Origin of the sequence: Leifsonia sp. NPDC102414, assembly GCF_044765685.1 — a bacterium.
Lineage (GTDB): Bacteria > Actinomycetota > Actinomycetes > Actinomycetales > Microbacteriaceae > Leifsonia.
The window spans coordinates 154,138-167,153 of the sequence record NZ_JBIWKN010000003.1 but is presented as its reverse complement, the minus strand read 5'-3'; the positions used below and the strand labels follow the sequence as shown (position 1 = coordinate 167,153).

At 68.4% G+C, this 13,016-nt stretch carries 15 protein-coding genes; 2 read left to right on the top strand and 13 right to left on the bottom strand.

Features of this window, described 5'->3' with window-relative positions; translation table 11 throughout:
* Window positions 1-2 precede the first annotated feature (2 nt).
* The 8 genes from ACIRCZ_RS13585 to ACIRCZ_RS13550 form a co-directional block, all read right to left on the bottom strand.
* Window positions 3-467: a MarR family winged helix-turn-helix transcriptional regulator gene (locus ACIRCZ_RS13585; RefSeq protein ID WP_055890389.1), complete on the bottom strand. Its 465-nt coding sequence runs from the start codon at window positions 465-467 to the stop codon at window positions 3-5.
* A 32-nt stretch (window positions 468-499) separates the two neighbouring features.
* The gene (locus ACIRCZ_RS13580; RefSeq protein WP_055890387.1) at window positions 500-1,141 is read right to left on the bottom strand and encodes a class I SAM-dependent methyltransferase; all 642 of its coding nucleotides are present in this window, start codon (window positions 1,139-1,141) and stop codon (window positions 500-502) included.
* A gap of 67 nt (window positions 1,142-1,208) precedes the next feature.
* Complete coding sequence (locus ACIRCZ_RS13575; RefSeq protein WP_157480029.1) at window positions 1,209-1,352, bottom strand: hypothetical protein; 144 nt, start codon at window positions 1,350-1,352, stop codon at window positions 1,209-1,211.
* A 232-nt stretch (window positions 1,353-1,584) separates the two neighbouring features.
* Window positions 1,585-1,971: a 50S ribosomal protein L7/L12 gene (gene rplL, locus ACIRCZ_RS13570; RefSeq protein ID WP_402853966.1), complete on the bottom strand. Its 387-nt coding sequence runs from the start codon at window positions 1,969-1,971 to the stop codon at window positions 1,585-1,587.
* A gap of 61 nt (window positions 1,972-2,032) precedes the next feature.
* Window positions 2,033-2,548: a 50S ribosomal protein L10 gene (gene rplJ, locus ACIRCZ_RS13565; protein ID WP_055890383.1), complete on the bottom strand. Its 516-nt coding sequence runs from the start codon at window positions 2,546-2,548 to the stop codon at window positions 2,033-2,035.
* A 234-nt stretch (window positions 2,549-2,782) separates the two neighbouring features.
* Window positions 2,783-3,559: an alpha/beta fold hydrolase gene (locus ACIRCZ_RS13560; protein ID WP_402853962.1), complete on the bottom strand. Its 777-nt coding sequence runs from the start codon at window positions 3,557-3,559 to the stop codon at window positions 2,783-2,785.
* Window positions 3,556-5,136 carry a cell wall metabolism sensor histidine kinase WalK gene (locus ACIRCZ_RS13555; protein WP_055890378.1) on the bottom strand — a complete coding sequence of 527 codons (1,581 nt, stop codon included), beginning with the start codon at window positions 5,134-5,136 and terminating at the stop codon, window positions 3,556-3,558. Before ACIRCZ_RS13555 ends, ACIRCZ_RS13560 begins: the two co-directional genes overlap by 4 nt.
* Window positions 5,133-5,888, bottom strand: a complete 756-nt coding sequence (locus ACIRCZ_RS13550) for a response regulator transcription factor (RefSeq protein ID WP_235500366.1) — start codon at window positions 5,886-5,888, stop codon at window positions 5,133-5,135. The genes ACIRCZ_RS13555 and ACIRCZ_RS13550 overlap by 4 nt, the downstream gene beginning before the upstream one ends.
* Window positions 5,889-6,064: 176 nt before the next feature.
* Here ACIRCZ_RS13550 and ACIRCZ_RS13545 point away from each other — a divergent pair, with 176 nt between their 5' ends.
* Window positions 6,065-7,633, top strand: a complete 1,569-nt coding sequence (locus ACIRCZ_RS13545; RefSeq protein ID WP_402853958.1) for an ABC transporter permease — start codon at window positions 6,065-6,067, stop codon at window positions 7,631-7,633.
* A gap of 18 nt (window positions 7,634-7,651) precedes the next feature.
* Window positions 7,652-8,323 carry an ABC transporter ATP-binding protein gene (locus ACIRCZ_RS13540; RefSeq protein WP_055890373.1) on the top strand — a complete coding sequence of 224 codons (672 nt, stop codon included), beginning with the start codon at window positions 7,652-7,654 and terminating at the stop codon, window positions 8,321-8,323.
* 1 nt (window position 8,324) lies between these two features.
* Here the strand turns inward: ACIRCZ_RS13540 and ACIRCZ_RS13535 are convergent, their stop codons facing one another.
* The 5 genes from ACIRCZ_RS13535 to ACIRCZ_RS13515 form a co-directional block, all read right to left on the bottom strand.
* Window positions 8,325-8,918: a pentapeptide repeat-containing protein gene (locus ACIRCZ_RS13535; RefSeq protein WP_402854559.1), complete on the bottom strand. Its 594-nt coding sequence runs from the start codon at window positions 8,916-8,918 to the stop codon at window positions 8,325-8,327.
* A gap of 95 nt (window positions 8,919-9,013) precedes the next feature.
* A complete protein-coding gene (locus tag ACIRCZ_RS13530) occupies window positions 9,014-10,057 on the bottom strand; it encodes a sugar phosphate isomerase/epimerase (RefSeq protein WP_055890369.1) in 1,044 nt (347 codons plus the stop codon).
* Window positions 10,054-11,154 (bottom strand): Gfo/Idh/MocA family protein, encoded by a 1,101-nt coding sequence (locus tag ACIRCZ_RS13525; RefSeq protein WP_055890367.1) that lies wholly within the window; start codon window positions 11,152-11,154, stop codon window positions 10,054-10,056. Before ACIRCZ_RS13525 ends, ACIRCZ_RS13530 begins: the two co-directional genes overlap by 4 nt.
* Entirely contained in the window at window positions 11,155-12,261 is a 1,107-nt protein-coding gene (locus tag ACIRCZ_RS13520) for a Gfo/Idh/MocA family protein (RefSeq protein WP_055890365.1), read from the bottom strand.
* Window positions 12,258-13,001 carry a sugar phosphate isomerase/epimerase family protein gene (locus ACIRCZ_RS13515; protein WP_402853953.1) on the bottom strand — a complete coding sequence of 248 codons (744 nt, stop codon included), beginning with the start codon at window positions 12,999-13,001 and terminating at the stop codon, window positions 12,258-12,260. The genes ACIRCZ_RS13520 and ACIRCZ_RS13515 overlap by 4 nt, the downstream gene beginning before the upstream one ends.
* Between the last annotated feature and the right edge of the window lie 15 nt (window positions 13,002-13,016).

The window sequence follows — 13,016 nt, the reverse complement described above, 5'->3', positions numbered from 1 at the left end:
CGTCAGTGCGCGATCACGGGCTCCGCCGGGGCGGAGAGGCCGACGCGGGACCCGAGGATGCGCACGGTGGCACGCAGGGCGGCCACTTCGTCTTCTGTGAGGTCCTCGAACATCGGCACGAGGGCCCCGGACAGCTCGTCGCGCCAGTTCTGCAGCGCGGTCTCACCCTTGGCGGTGGCAGCGATCTGCCAGGCCCGCGCATCGTCGGTGTCCGCGATGCGCTTGACCCACTCGGACTCGACGAGATTGCGGACGAGTTTGGTCATGGTGGGCTGAGAGACCCTGCTCTGCGCGGCGAGTTCGCCGAGGCGCATGGGGCCGGAGGCCTGCAGGACGCTGAGGGTGCGCCAGACGGCCGGCGATTCCGTGTTGCCCGTGACGCGGACGGCGAGACGTGTCAGCCGGTGACTGGCGACCACGAGGTCGCCGATCGTGTTCCGGAGATCACTGGGGGTGCTGTGTGTCATGCTGACAATTATATATAGCTTTGCTATATAAATCAATGGCGCGCGAGCACGTACGCCTGCTGCACCTTCTCCGGCGCGACGGGCTCGCGCACGAGCCGTGCATGCTCGGTGAAACCGGACGCCGCCAGCAGTTCGTGGATGCGGTCGGGGTCTTGGCGGTACGCATCCAGTTCCAGATCGTGGCCGTACGCGTGCCGCAGGCTCACGACGTCGTCGCCCACCTGGAACGCCAGCAACAGCCAGCCCCCTGGGCGCACCACCCGCGCGAACTCCGCGAACAGGATGTGCTGCCGCTCTCGAGGAGTGTGGATGATCGAGTACCAGGCCACAGCCCCGGCGAGGGCGGCATCGGGAAGCTCGAGCGCGGCCATCGTGCCGACCTCGAACAGCAGCTCCGGGTATGTCTCGCGTGCCACCTCCACCATCGCGGGCGACAGGTCGACGCCGAACGCGTCCAGCCCCAGCCCCGCCAGGTGCACGGTCACCCGCCCTGGTCCGCAGCCCAGGTCGGCCACCTCTCCCCCACCTGCCGTCTGCACGTGCTCGGCGAACGCCGCGAGCATCGCCCTGTCGAGCGCCTTCCCCGCCAGCTCGTCGCGCAGCAGCGCCGCATAGTCGACGGCGACGGCGTCGTAAGCCGCTCTGGTGGCGACGACATCGGGATGCTCGGTCATGCCAGCAGTCTAGAGAAAGAGGAAACGCCCCCAGCTACCGACTGGGGGCGTTCTCACGGGTCGGGGGCTACCGCAGGAATCGCTCGTACAGAGCGATGCTGCGGTACAGATCCGGCGGGTGAGCAGAGCTCTCCCTGGTCTCGCCCGCGAGGGTCGCGACGGTCAGGTCGCGCCAGTATGCGGCGTATGCACGCCACCTGGATCGGTTCATCGTGGTTCTTCCTTACGGTTGTGCGTCCTTGCACACCGATGCACGCAGGCGGGCGCGATCGGACGCGGTGGGTGGTCGAGCATCCACGTCGATCGGCGTCGTTAAACGCACGAAGGGCGTCGCCCCGTTGCGGGGGCGACGCCCTTCACAACGCGGATACTCGTCTTGCGAGGAGTCCGCGTCGCGTTCCGGCAGTCAACCTGCGGTAGAAAGAGCCCCGATGGGGCGCAGACTACTTGAGGGTGATGGTGGCGCCAGCCTCTTCGAGCTGAGCCTTTGCCTTCTCTGCGGTCTCCTTGTTGGCGCCTTCGAGCACGGTGCTCGGAGCGCCGTCAACGAGGGCCTTCGCCTCACCGAGGCCGAGGCTGGTGAGTGCGCGCACCTCCTTGATGACCTGGATCTTCTTGTCACCGGCAGCCTCGAGGACGACGTCGAAGGAGTCCTTCTCCTCGACCTCTTCCGCGGGAGCGGCAGCGCCAGCACCGGCCGCAGCAACGGCGACGGGGGCGGCGGCGGTGACCTCGAAGGTCTCCTCGAACTTCTTCACGAACTCGCTCAGCTCGATGAGCGCGAGCTCCTTGAACGCCTCGAGCAGCTCGTCAGTCGACAGCTTTGCCATGATTTTCTCCTTAGATTCTTTCTCGTTTACTCACCGCTGGAAGTGCATCCCGAGGGATGGACTACGCAGCGGACTCCTGCTTCTCACGCAGCGCGTCGACCGTGCGAACGGCCTTCGACAGCGGTGCGTTGAACAGATATGCGGCTCCGAACAGCGAGGCCTTGAAGGCGCCGGCCAGCTTGGCCAGCAGAACCTCACGGGACTCGAGGTCGGCGAGCTTGCCTACCTCTTCTGCGGTCAGCGGGTTACCGTCGAAGTAACCACCCTTGACCACCAGGAGAGGGTTTGCCTTGGTGAAGTCACGCAGCGACTTCGCGACGGCGACAGGGTCACCGTGAACGAAAGCGATCGCGGAGGGGCCGACGAGCTCCTCATCGAACGACGAGATCCCGGCCTTGTTGGCAGCGATCTTGGTCAGCGTGTTCTTCACCACGGCGTACGTCGCGTGCTCACTGATGGACTTGCGCAGCGTCTTGAGCTGAGCAACAGTGAGACCGCGGTACTCGGTCAGCAGAACGGCGGTCGAGCTCGTGAACAGGTTCTCGAGTTCGGCAACCGTGGCTTCCTTGTTCGCCATGGCCTACTCCTCTATATCTACGTCGCACACCGCGGGAGCGATGTGCGCCCAGACCGCCGGCATGAAAAAAGCTCCGGCGCAGAGGCACGGAGCTGGCGACGCAGGAGAACCTGCGAGAACTGCTTCATACACCTGCGCGGGCGCCCACCTGAGTGGATCTTCTTGTCATGCGAGCACGACAACCAGCGGTCTTTGGCTTCGTACAGCGTACGGGATGAGGGCGGCAGGCGCAAATCAGGCACTGGCGGCCAGGAACCCGGCGATGTCCTGCGCGAAGTGCGGGTGCAGCGGGACGCCGCCGTGGGCGCGGCCGCGATAGACGATGTGGCTGGCGTGCCGGATTCGCTTCGCCGTTTCACGACCGAGCTCCGGCGGGTAGAAGACGTCGCGCTCACCAGAGAGGATCAGGGTCGGAGCCGTGATGCGGTCCACCCTGTCGAAGACGTCGAAGCGGTCCTCCGCGCGGACGAGCGCGATCAGGCTCTCCGGGTCGTCCGGTTTCGGGGCGAGACGGCTGGCCAGCCGCACGATCGGGTCGAAGTGCTTCGAGTTCATGGTCGCGCTCGCCAGCTCGGCATACGCGCGGCGGTCGCCGGCGGCGAGGAAGGAGACGTACCTGCGCTGGATCGCCCGGCCGCGTGAGCCGAGCCGGCCTGAGCCGGCGGCGACGACGAGCGACTTCACGAGGTCCGGCTGGTCGGCGGCGAGCTGCAGCGCGACGCTCGCCCCCGTCGACAGCCCCATCAGGGCCACGGAACGGTCGAAGTGCTCGCGCACATACCGCCCGTAGATGTCCGCGATCTCCGACATGTCGAAGTCGGTCGGAAGGTAGGCGGGACGCCCGACGGCGTGCACGCGGTTGACCCTGGCCGGTCCGCGTACGATCAGCCGCTCGATGAGGCGGTCGACCCCACGCGGGTTGTCGACCTCGGCGGGGAGGGCGCGGATGAACAGCAGCGGCTCGGCGTCAGCATCGCCGTAGTGGGCCGTGGCGAGGATGTCTGGCGTCATTCCTCCGCCTCGCCTTCGCGGTCCTCCAGCGGCAGCGACACCGCGAAGACGGTCTCGCCCGGCTCGCTCTCCACCGTGAGCTCTCCCCCGTGGGCCTCTACGACCGCGCTGACGATCGCGAGGCCGAGCCCGGTCGAGCCCGTCGCGCGGTTGCGGGAGCTGTCTCCCCTGGCGAACCGCTCGAACAGCGTTGAACGCACCTCGTCCGGGATGCCTGGGCCGTTGTCCTTCACCGAGATGACGGCGCGATGGTTCTCCGCGTCGACCGCGAGCTCGGCGACGACCTTCGTGCCCTCCGGGGTGTGCACGCGGGCGTTCGCCAGCAGGTTGGTGACCACCTGATGGAGGCGCGGCTGGTCGCCGATCACTTCGACAGGCTCCTCGGGCAGGACGATCGACCAGCTGTGATCCGGGCCGGCGGCGTGCGCGTCGCTCAACGCGTCGATCAGCAGCATGGAGAGGTCGACGGGGTCGCGGTCGAGCTCGCGGCCCTCGTCGAGCCTGGCGAGAAGCAGCAGGTCCTCGACGAGCGAGGTCATCCTCGTCGCCTCCGACTCGATCCGGCCGAGCGACCGCGTCACGTCCGTCGGCAACTCGTGCGGCGAGCGCCTGGTCAGCTCGGCGTACCCCCGGATGGAGGCGAGCGGGGTCCGCAGTTCGTGGCTGGCGTCCGCGACGAACTGCCGCACCTTCTGCTCGCTCGCCTGGCGGGCGGTCAGCGCGGAGGCGACGTGGCCGAGCATCCGGTTGAGAGCGGCACCCACCGTGCCGACCTCGGTGTGCGGGTCGGTGTCCGCCTCCGGGACGCGCACGGACAGCGCGACGTCGCCGCGGTCGAGCGGCATCTCCGCCACCTGCTGCGCCGTGCCCGCGACGCGGGCGAGCGGGCGCATCGCCAGCCGCACGACGAAGCTCGCGATCAGGAAGGCGAAGATCAGCCCGGCCAGCGTGACCAGCACGATCACGAGGGTGAGCTGGGAGACGGTGGCGTTCACATCGCTCAGGGGCAGGCCGATGATGACGCTGTCGCCGTTGTCGAGGCGCGCCGCGGCGATGCGGTACGAACCGAGCGCCTCGCCGAGATCGACGGTGTGCGGTTTCTCGTCGGAGGGGACTGTCAGCAGCGCGAGCCCGTTGATCGTGACCTGCTTCGGCTCGAGCGGCTGGTTCGTGGTGGTGGGCTGATCCGCGAGCACCACGGGCGGGAAGAGGAGCCCGCCGCTCGCGCTGCGCACCGCGCCGAGAGTGCCCGTCGGCTGACCGGGCGTCTGCACGACGCCCGCCGCCTGCGGGCTGGTCGGGCCACCCGCGTTGATGCGGTCGGCCGCGTGCTGGCCGCGGACGAGCGCACTGGTGAGCTGGCCGTCGAGCCTGCTGATGAGGTAGCCCTGCAATGCCACGACGCTGACCGTCCCGATCACCGCGCCGAGCACGGCGAGCATCGCGACGACCACGAGGACGACGCGGCTGCGGAGCGTCCACGAGCGGAACGGCCGGATGCGCTTGACCAGGCCGCGCATCCCGCGCGTGCCTGCCGGGGTGTCGGTCGGTGTGCCCGTCGCGCGGGCTGTCGTCATTGTGCCGCCTTGACCATGTAACCGGCGCCGCGCACGGTGTGGATCATCGGGGCGCGGCCGGAGTCGATCTTCTTGCGCAGGTAAGAGATGTACAGCTCGACCACGCTGGACGATCCACCGAAGTCGTAGCTCCAGACGCGGTCGAGGATCTGCGTCTTGCTGAGCACCCGGCGGGGGTTGCGCATCAGGAAGCGCAGCAGCTCGAACTCGGTGGCGGTGAGCTGGATCTGCTGGCCGTCGCGGTGCACCTCGTAGCTGTCCTCGTCGAGGACGAGGTCGCCGACGATCAGCACCGGGTCGCTCTCGTCTGCGACGGCGGCACGGGACCGGCGCAGCAGTCCGCGCAGGCGGGCGACCAGCTCCTCCAGGCTGAACGGCTTGGTGACGTAGTCGTCTCCGCCCGCCGTGAGACCGGCAATGCGGTCGTCGAGCGAGTCCTTCGCGGTGAGGAAGAGGACGGGGGCCTCGTTGCCGTCGGCGCGCATCCTGGACAGCACCTGGAGTCCGTCGATGTCGGGCAGCATGATGTCGAGCACGACCACGTCCGGCTTGAACTCGCGGGACAGCTGCAGCGCCTGCTGGCCGTTGGATGCGGTCTTCACATCCCAGTCCTCGTAGTGCAGCGCCATCGAGAGCAGGTCGGTGAGCGTGGACTCGTCGTCGACGACGAGCACGCGGATCGCGGTGCCGTCTGCGCGGCGCAACAGGCTACGGGGCTGGGTGGAGGTGCCGGAGGCGGCACGCGAGTTCATGGTCACCTTTCTCATTATGAGGAGTGCTCTTGATGAGGGCTATGCGAAAGCTATGGGAATTCTGTGAGCCTTCGACCCCGCACACAGCCAAAACATAGCCGCGCCATAGTCCTCCCAAATTCCGCGCTCCTAACGTCCAGATCGCCCCTAGCCGACCCCAGAGATACGGAAACAGCATGTTCGGGACTTATCTGCGGCGCGAACTCCTCAATCGCCGCAAGCAGACAGTGATCATCGCGGTGGGCATGGCCCTCGCGATCGCACTCGTCATCATCGTCAATTCCGTCTCCGCGGGGGTGAAAGCAGCACAGGCGAGTGTCCTCCAGTCGGTCTACGGCGTCGGCACCGACGTCACCGTGAGCGAGCCGGCGACCGCGCAGAGCGCCACCACCAACCAGGCGCAGGGCGGCGGCCCGCGCTTCGACTTCGGGGCGAACGCCGGCACGGACACCGGCGCAGGCCGCTCGGTGAACACGTCCCGCCTCGAGCCCACCCGCGGCGCGACGGTGATGGATGCGACCACCCTCGCCACGGTCAAGAAGGTGGACAACGTCTCCGCTGCCGCTTCCGTGCTCTCGCTGACCAACACCAGCTTCTCCGGCACCCTCCCCAACTTCCAGCAGCTGCGCGAGCAGCGTCAGGCGGGCGGGACGGGCGGAGAAGCCACCGTGCCGAACCCGGCGCCGACCGGCGGCTCGGACGGCGCAGGCGGAAGCTCGTTCAGCGTCGACTCCTTCTCCGTCCTCGGCCTCGACCCCGCGGGCAAGTCTGTCGGGCCACTCTCCTCGGTCACCCTCTCCAGCGGGCGCGCGTTCGCGGCGTCCGACGCGGGCAAGGACGTGGTGGTCCTCGACCAGGCGTATGCCAAGACCGGCAGCAAGGCCGTGGGAGACACTGTCACCATCGGCGGCACCGACTTCAAGGTCGTCGGCATCGTGGCGGCGACGGGCAGCGACTCCACTACGGCAGCCAACGCGTACATCCCGCTCGACGTCGCCCAGAAGCTGTCCGGCCAGACCGACAAGGTCAGCTCGGTCTACGTGACCGCGGCGTCCGCCAGCGACATCGACCAGATCAAGTCCGACCTCACCAAGGCCCTGCCGAAGGCGACCATCAGCACCCAGGCAGACCTCGCCTCCAGTGTCTCCGGCTCGCTCGGCACGGCAGGCGACCTGATCGCCAACCTCGGCACCTGGCTGTCGATCATCGTGCTCGCCGCCGCGTTCCTCATCGCGATCCTGTTCACCATCTCCGGCGTCACCCGCCGCACCAGGGAGTTCGGCACGCTCAAGGCGATCGGCTGGTCCAACGGCCGGATCGTCGGTCAGGTGGCAGGCGAGTCGGTGGTGCAGGGTCTGATCGGCGGCGTCATCGGCGTCGCGGTCGGCCTCGTCGGCGTTCTCATCGTCAACGTGATCTCCCCGACCCTCTCCGGCCGCGTCGGCGGCAGCACCGTCGAAGCGGCGGCACGGACAGGCACGGGAACGGGCGGAGGCGCCGGCACGGGCGGCGCGGAAGGCGGCTTCGGCGGCGGAGGCTTCGGCGGCGGCACGGGCGGATTCGCCGGAGTGCGCAGCGCAGCGGCCAACGCCACGACGGACATCGCCCTGCACGCCCCCGTCACCGTCTGGGTGATCGTCATCGCCGTCGGCCTCGCCGTCCTCGGCGGCCTCCTCGCCGGCGCCATCGGCGGATGGCGCGCATCCCGTCTCCGTCCTGCCGCAGCCCTGCGCTCGGTCGCCTGACCCACCCAAGGAGAGAACGTGTACACGCTCACCAACGTCACGAAGAAGTACTCGCAGTCGAAGCGCGAGGTCGTCGCCCTCAACGACGTGACCCTGCACATCCCGGACGGCCAGCTCGTCGCCATCCAGGGGCCGACCGGTGGCGGCAAGTCCACTCTGCTGCAGATGCTCGGTGCACTGGACCGGCCGACGACGGGATCGGTGGAGCTGGAGAAGTCCAGCCTGTCCGGGCTCGGCGACGGCAAGCTCACCGCCATCAGGGCCAACGAGATCGGGTTCGTCTTCCAGGGCTTCAACCTCATCCCGACGCTCACAGCCCAGGAGAACGTCGAGACCGCTCTCGCACCGCTCAAGGTGAGCAGCGATGAGCGGAAGAGGCGCGCGGCGGAAGCGCTCGCCTCCGTCGGCCTCGCCGACCGCGGCAGCCACCTGCCGAGCGAGCTGTCAGGCGGTCAGCAGCAGCGCGTCGCCATCGCGCGCGCTCTGGTGAAGAACCCGAACGTGCTGCTCGCGGACGAGCCGACGGGCAACCTGGACGAGGAGACCCGTGACGAGATCATGGACCTGCTCGAAGGGCTCTGGCGCGACCGCGGTCTGACGCTGGTGATCGTCACGCACGACTCCGCGGTCGCGAAGCGTGCGCAGCGTCGCCTGCACATCAAACACGGCCAAGTGAAGGACGTGGCCTGACTCAGGCCGGCAGAACCACCAGCCCGAGCGCCTCGACGATTGCCACCGCCTGGCGGTCGTCGATGACGGCGCCCCTGAGAGTGGTGCTGCGGGGGTCGAGGCCGGTGAGGTCGCTCCCCCGCAGCGTCGCCCCGCTGAAGTCGGCTCCCTCGAACCAGGACGCCGAGAGGTCGCACCCGGCGAAGGTGGCCTCCTGGCAGCGTGCATAGCCCAGATCGGCTTCGCGCAGCCGGACGCCGGTGAAGTCGGCGCCGCGCAGCTCGGCCTTCTGAAAGCTCGTGAACGACCAGTTGCCTCCGACGACCTTCAGCAGGCCGAACTCGCAGCCGTCGAACTGGCTGCCGGTGAGCTTGCAGCGGGTGAAGCTGGTGTCGAAGAAGTTGCAGCGGGTGAATGTGCAGTTCACGAACGCCGACTCTGTGTGGCTGCTGACGTTGAACTTGACGTTGAGGAAGGTGCACTCGGTGAAGACGGCGCCGGAACTGGTCAGCTCCGTCATGTCGACGTCGATGAACTCGACCCGCTCGAACTCGTCCCCGTCGAGGTCACGGCCGTACCAGTCCTCACCGCGAACCGTCGTCTCGGTCACGGGCATTCTGCTGCGTCGTCCACTGTCCGTCATGACCCCATCCAAGCACCGGCCGCCGACGCCTGCGCGCCGACGGCCGGTGCCGGATCGTTCGGTCTGACTCAGTCCTGGTTGCTGAACGCGGCGTCGAACGACGCGGTGGGCTGCTTCCAGAGCAGCGAGCGGATGTAGCCGACCGCTTCCTTGGCGCCGTGCAGCCTGTCCATGCCTGCATCCTCCCACTCGATCGAGATGGGGCCGTCGTAGCCGATCGAGGTGAGCGCACGGAAGGAGTCCTCCCACGGCACGTCGCCGTGCCCGGTCGAGACGAAGTCCCAACCGCGACGCGGGTCGCCCCACGGCAGGTGCGAGCCGAGCACACCGGCCCGGCCGTTCTTCGGGCGCAGCCGCGTGTCCTTGCAGTCCACGTGGTAGATGCGGTCCTTGAAGTCGACGATGAACCCGACAGGGTCGATGTCCTGCCACATCATGTGGCTCGGGTCCCAGTTGAAGCCGAACGCTTCGCGGTGGTCGATCGCTTCGAGCGACCGGACACTGGACCAGTAGTCGTAGGCGATCTCGGAGGGGTGCACCTCGTGGGCGAAGCGGACGCCCTCGCCGTCGAACACATCCAGGATGGGGTTCCACCGGTCGGCGAAGTCCTGGTATCCGGCGTCGATCACGTCGGCGGGTACGGGCGGGAACTGGGCGACGTACGGCCAGATCTTGGAGCCGGTGAACCCGACCACCGTGTCGACGCCGAGCTTGCGGGCGACCTTCGCGGTGAGCTTCAGCTCCTCGGCGGCGCGCTGGCGCACACCCTCCGGCTCGCCGTCTCCCCAGACCTTCGAGCCGACGATCGCCTGGTGGCGGAAGTCGATCGGGTCGTCGCAGACAGCCTGGCCCTTGAGGTGGTTGGAGATGGCCCAGACCTTGAGTCCGTACTTGTTCAGGATGTCGAGGCGGCCCTGCAGATACGCGTCGTCCTCCGCCGCCCTCCACACGTCGAGGTGTTCGCCTGAACAGGCGATCTCCAGGCCGTCGTAGCCCCACTCGCTCGCGTACTGGGCGACCTCTTCGAGCGTGAGGTCGGCCCACTGCCCGGTGAACAGCGTCACCGGATGCGTGCTGGCGAGCTCCTTGCCGGTGTTCGCGTTGTCTGTCATTCCTCTGTTCCCATCTCGATCCAGGTGCCGGACTCCGCTGAGTCGAGCACGGCCTCGGTGACCCGAACGGCGCGCAGCCCGTCGGTGAAGCGCGGCAGCCCGTCGGGGTCAGCCCCGCCGATGGCCGCGTATGTGTCTGCCACGAACGCGTTGAACGCATCCTGGTAGCCCTGTGGATGCCCGGACGGCACGACGCACAGGCGTGCGGCGTCCGCGCTGAGCTGATCGGCGTCGCGCGGGATGAGCAGACTGCCCTTCCGCTTGCCGACCCACAGCGTCTCCGGCTGCTCCTGGTCGAACTCGACGCTCTCTGCGCTCCCGGCGATCTCGAGCAGCAGACGGTTCTTCCTGCCGGGGGCGACCTGCGAAACCAGGAGCGTTCCGATGCCGCCTGAACGCGTCTCGATGACGACGGCGACCGCGTCCTCCGTGGTGATGCCGGAGTGCGCCGCCCTGTCGGAGAAGTAGGTCTTCTTGGTGGCGGAGACGCGGGAGACCCTGTCGCCGCTGACGAACTCGACCAGGTCGACCAGGTGGGAGCCGATGTCGGCGAACGCCCGGGAGCGGCCGCCTGACGCCGCATCCACCCGCCAGTTGTCGTCGTCGGCGCCGAGGAGCCAGTCCTGCAGGTACGACGCGTTCACGGTGAGCACCCGGCCTGCCGCACCGGATGCGAACCGGTCACGGGCCTCTCGGACCATCGGGTGGAAGCGATAGGCGAACGGCACCGTCGCGGTGCGGTCGCCGACGGCGGCGACGAGCGCCTCCGCATCCCGGACCGTGGTGGTGAGCGGCTTCTCGCAGACGACGTGCTTGCCTGCGGCGAGCACCGCGGCGGCCTGCCCTGCGTGCAGCGCGTTCGGCGTGCAGACGTGCACAACGTCGATCGTGTCGTCGGCGAGCACCTGGTCGAGCGAGTCGTACGCCCTGGCGATGCCGAGGTCGGCCGCAGCGGCGGCGGACTTCTGCGGACTGGACGAGACGATGCCCGCCAGTTCCGCCCGCGCGTTGCGGGCGGCCCTGGAGTGCACCTGCGCCATGAATCCGCCGCCGACGATGGCGACTCTCGGCCGCGGTCCTGCCGTCTTCTCCGTCATTCAGCCATCCTGCCCGAGGGTGGCAGCGCGCGGGTCCCAATCCTCCGGCAGGGCAGGTGCGACCGTGACGGTGCTCTGCACCTCGACGGGAGCACCCGCGAGCCCGGCCTCGATGGTCGACACCATGACGTCGAGCACGTGGTACGCCTGCTCACCGGATGCGCGCTCCGGCACCCCAGCGCGGATCGCGCGGGCCAGCTCGACGACGCCCGTCCCCCTGCTCGAGGTCGATCCGGTCGACGGGAACGTCTCGACACCGTCGGCGCCGTGGACGAGAAGGTCGCCGACGAACGTGTTGGGGTCGGGGACGACCAGCGTGCCCTCGACACCCGCCACCTCGAACTGCGTGCGGCCGAGCTTGGAGTCGAAGCTGAAGATGCTCTGCGCCGTCTGCCCGCTCTCGAACTCGTAGAGCGCACTGACGTGGGTCGGCACCGTCACGGCGAACTCCTCTCCGGCGCGGGGTCCGGAGCCGATGACGCGCGACTCCTTGGCCTTCGACGCGACCGCGCTGACGCGCGCGACTGGGCCGAAGAGCTGGACGAGAGCGGTGAGGTAGTACGGGCCGATGTCGAACAGCGGGCCCGCGCCCTCCTGGAACAGGAAGTCGGGGTTCGGGTGCCAGGACTCCGGGCCGGGGCTCTGCATGAGGGTCAGGGCGGTGAGCGGGGCGCCGATCTGGCCGTTCTCGACCAGACGACGAGCCGACTGGATGCCGGCGCCGAGGAAGGTGTCGGGCGCCGTCGCGACGCGCAGCCCCTTCTCGTGCGCAGCCGTGAGCAGCTCGGTGCCGCTGACGCGGTCGAGCGCGAACGGCTTCTCGCTCCAGACGTGCTTGCCCGCATCCAGGATCTGCAGCGCCACCTCGACGTGCACGCGGGGAAGCGTGAGGTTCACGACGATCTCGATCTGGTCGTCGGCGAGAAGGTCGGCGACAGAGCCCGATCCTGCGATGCCGAACTTCTCGGCCTGCGCCTTGGCACGCGGCTCGTCGATGTCGGCGACGAAGCGCACGTCGAGATCCGGGAAGGTGGTGAGGTTGGTCAGGTACTCGGTGCTGATGACGCCGGCGCCGATGACGCCGACGCCGACCTTTCCGCCGCTCACGCGAGGCCCTTGGCGGTGAGGAACTCGATGCTGTCTGCGACAGCCTCGAACCGGTCGCCGCGGGAGTCGTCGAGCTCGATCACGCGGAGCGCGTTCGGAGCCGCTGCGATGATCTGCTCGATCGGCAGCGAACCCTTGCCGACGGCGACCTGGTCTTTGGTCTCCGTGGTGCCCGGGCCGTCCTTGATGTGCAGCGCGACGACGCGGTCGCCCAGCTTGCCGAGGAGTTCGACGGGGTCGTGGCCGCCGACGGCCACCCAGTACGTGTCGACCTCGAGGACGACCTCGGGTGCGAGCTTGCTCGCGAAGTACTCCAGAGCTGTCACGCCGTCGATCGTGCTCTCGAGCTCGTGGGCGTGGTTGTGGTAGCCGACGCGGACGCCGTAGCGGGCCGCGACCTCGGCCGCCTCGTTGAGCTGAGCGGCGATCTCGTCGACGCTCTCCGCCGTCTGCCAGCGCTCCGGCGCGACGAACGGGTCGATGACGGTGGGGATGCCGAGGGCCTTGGCCGCCTCGAAGACGGGCTCGAGGTCGCCGCCGATGAATCCCTGGTGGGTGGTGGGCGCAGTCAGGCCCGTCTCCTCGAGACCGCGACGCAGGTCGTCGCCGAAATCGAGGAACGCGAACGGCTCGACCTGGGTGAACCCGAGGTCTGCGATGCGCTTGAGGGTGCCGACCGTGTCGTCGGTCAGGAGCTCACGAACGGTGTAGAGCTGCACGGAGAGGTTGGACTTCGACACTTTTCTCCTCGTCGA

Coding starts and splice junctions, on each gene's coding strand:
- ACIRCZ_RS13555 (WP_055890378.1), bottom strand. CDS start 5,136: ATGACGACAGCCCGCGCGACGGGCACACCGACCGACACCCCGGCAGGC.
- ACIRCZ_RS13525 (WP_055890367.1), bottom strand. CDS start 11,154: ATGACGGAGAAGACGGCAGGACCGCGGCCGAGAGTCGCCATCGTCGGC.
- ACIRCZ_RS13585 (WP_055890389.1), bottom strand. CDS start 467: ATGACACACAGCACCCCCAGTGATCTCCGGAACACGATCGGCGACCTC.
- ACIRCZ_RS13535 (WP_402854559.1), bottom strand. CDS start 8,918: ATGCCCGTGACCGAGACGACGGTTCGCGGTGAGGACTGGTACGGCCGT.
- ACIRCZ_RS13560 (WP_402853962.1), bottom strand. CDS start 3,559: ATGACGCCAGACATCCTCGCCACGGCCCACTACGGCGATGCTGACGCC.
- ACIRCZ_RS13575 (WP_157480029.1), bottom strand. CDS start 1,352: ATGAACCGATCCAGGTGGCGTGCATACGCCGCATACTGGCGCGACCTG.
- rplL (WP_402853966.1), bottom strand. CDS start 1,971: ATGGCAAAGCTGTCGACTGACGAGCTGCTCGAGGCGTTCAAGGAGCTC.
- ACIRCZ_RS13530 (WP_055890369.1), bottom strand. CDS start 10,057: ATGACAGACAACGCGAACACCGGCAAGGAGCTCGCCAGCACGCATCCG.
- rplJ (WP_055890383.1), bottom strand. CDS start 2,548: ATGGCGAACAAGGAAGCCACGGTTGCCGAACTCGAGAACCTGTTCACG.
- ACIRCZ_RS13550 (WP_235500366.1), bottom strand. CDS start 5,888: ATGAACTCGCGTGCCGCCTCCGGCACCTCCACCCAGCCCCGTAGCCTG.
- ACIRCZ_RS13580 (WP_055890387.1), bottom strand. CDS start 1,141: ATGACCGAGCATCCCGATGTCGTCGCCACCAGAGCGGCTTACGACGCC.
- ACIRCZ_RS13545 (WP_402853958.1), top strand. CDS start 6,065: ATGTTCGGGACTTATCTGCGGCGCGAACTCCTCAATCGCCGCAAGCAG.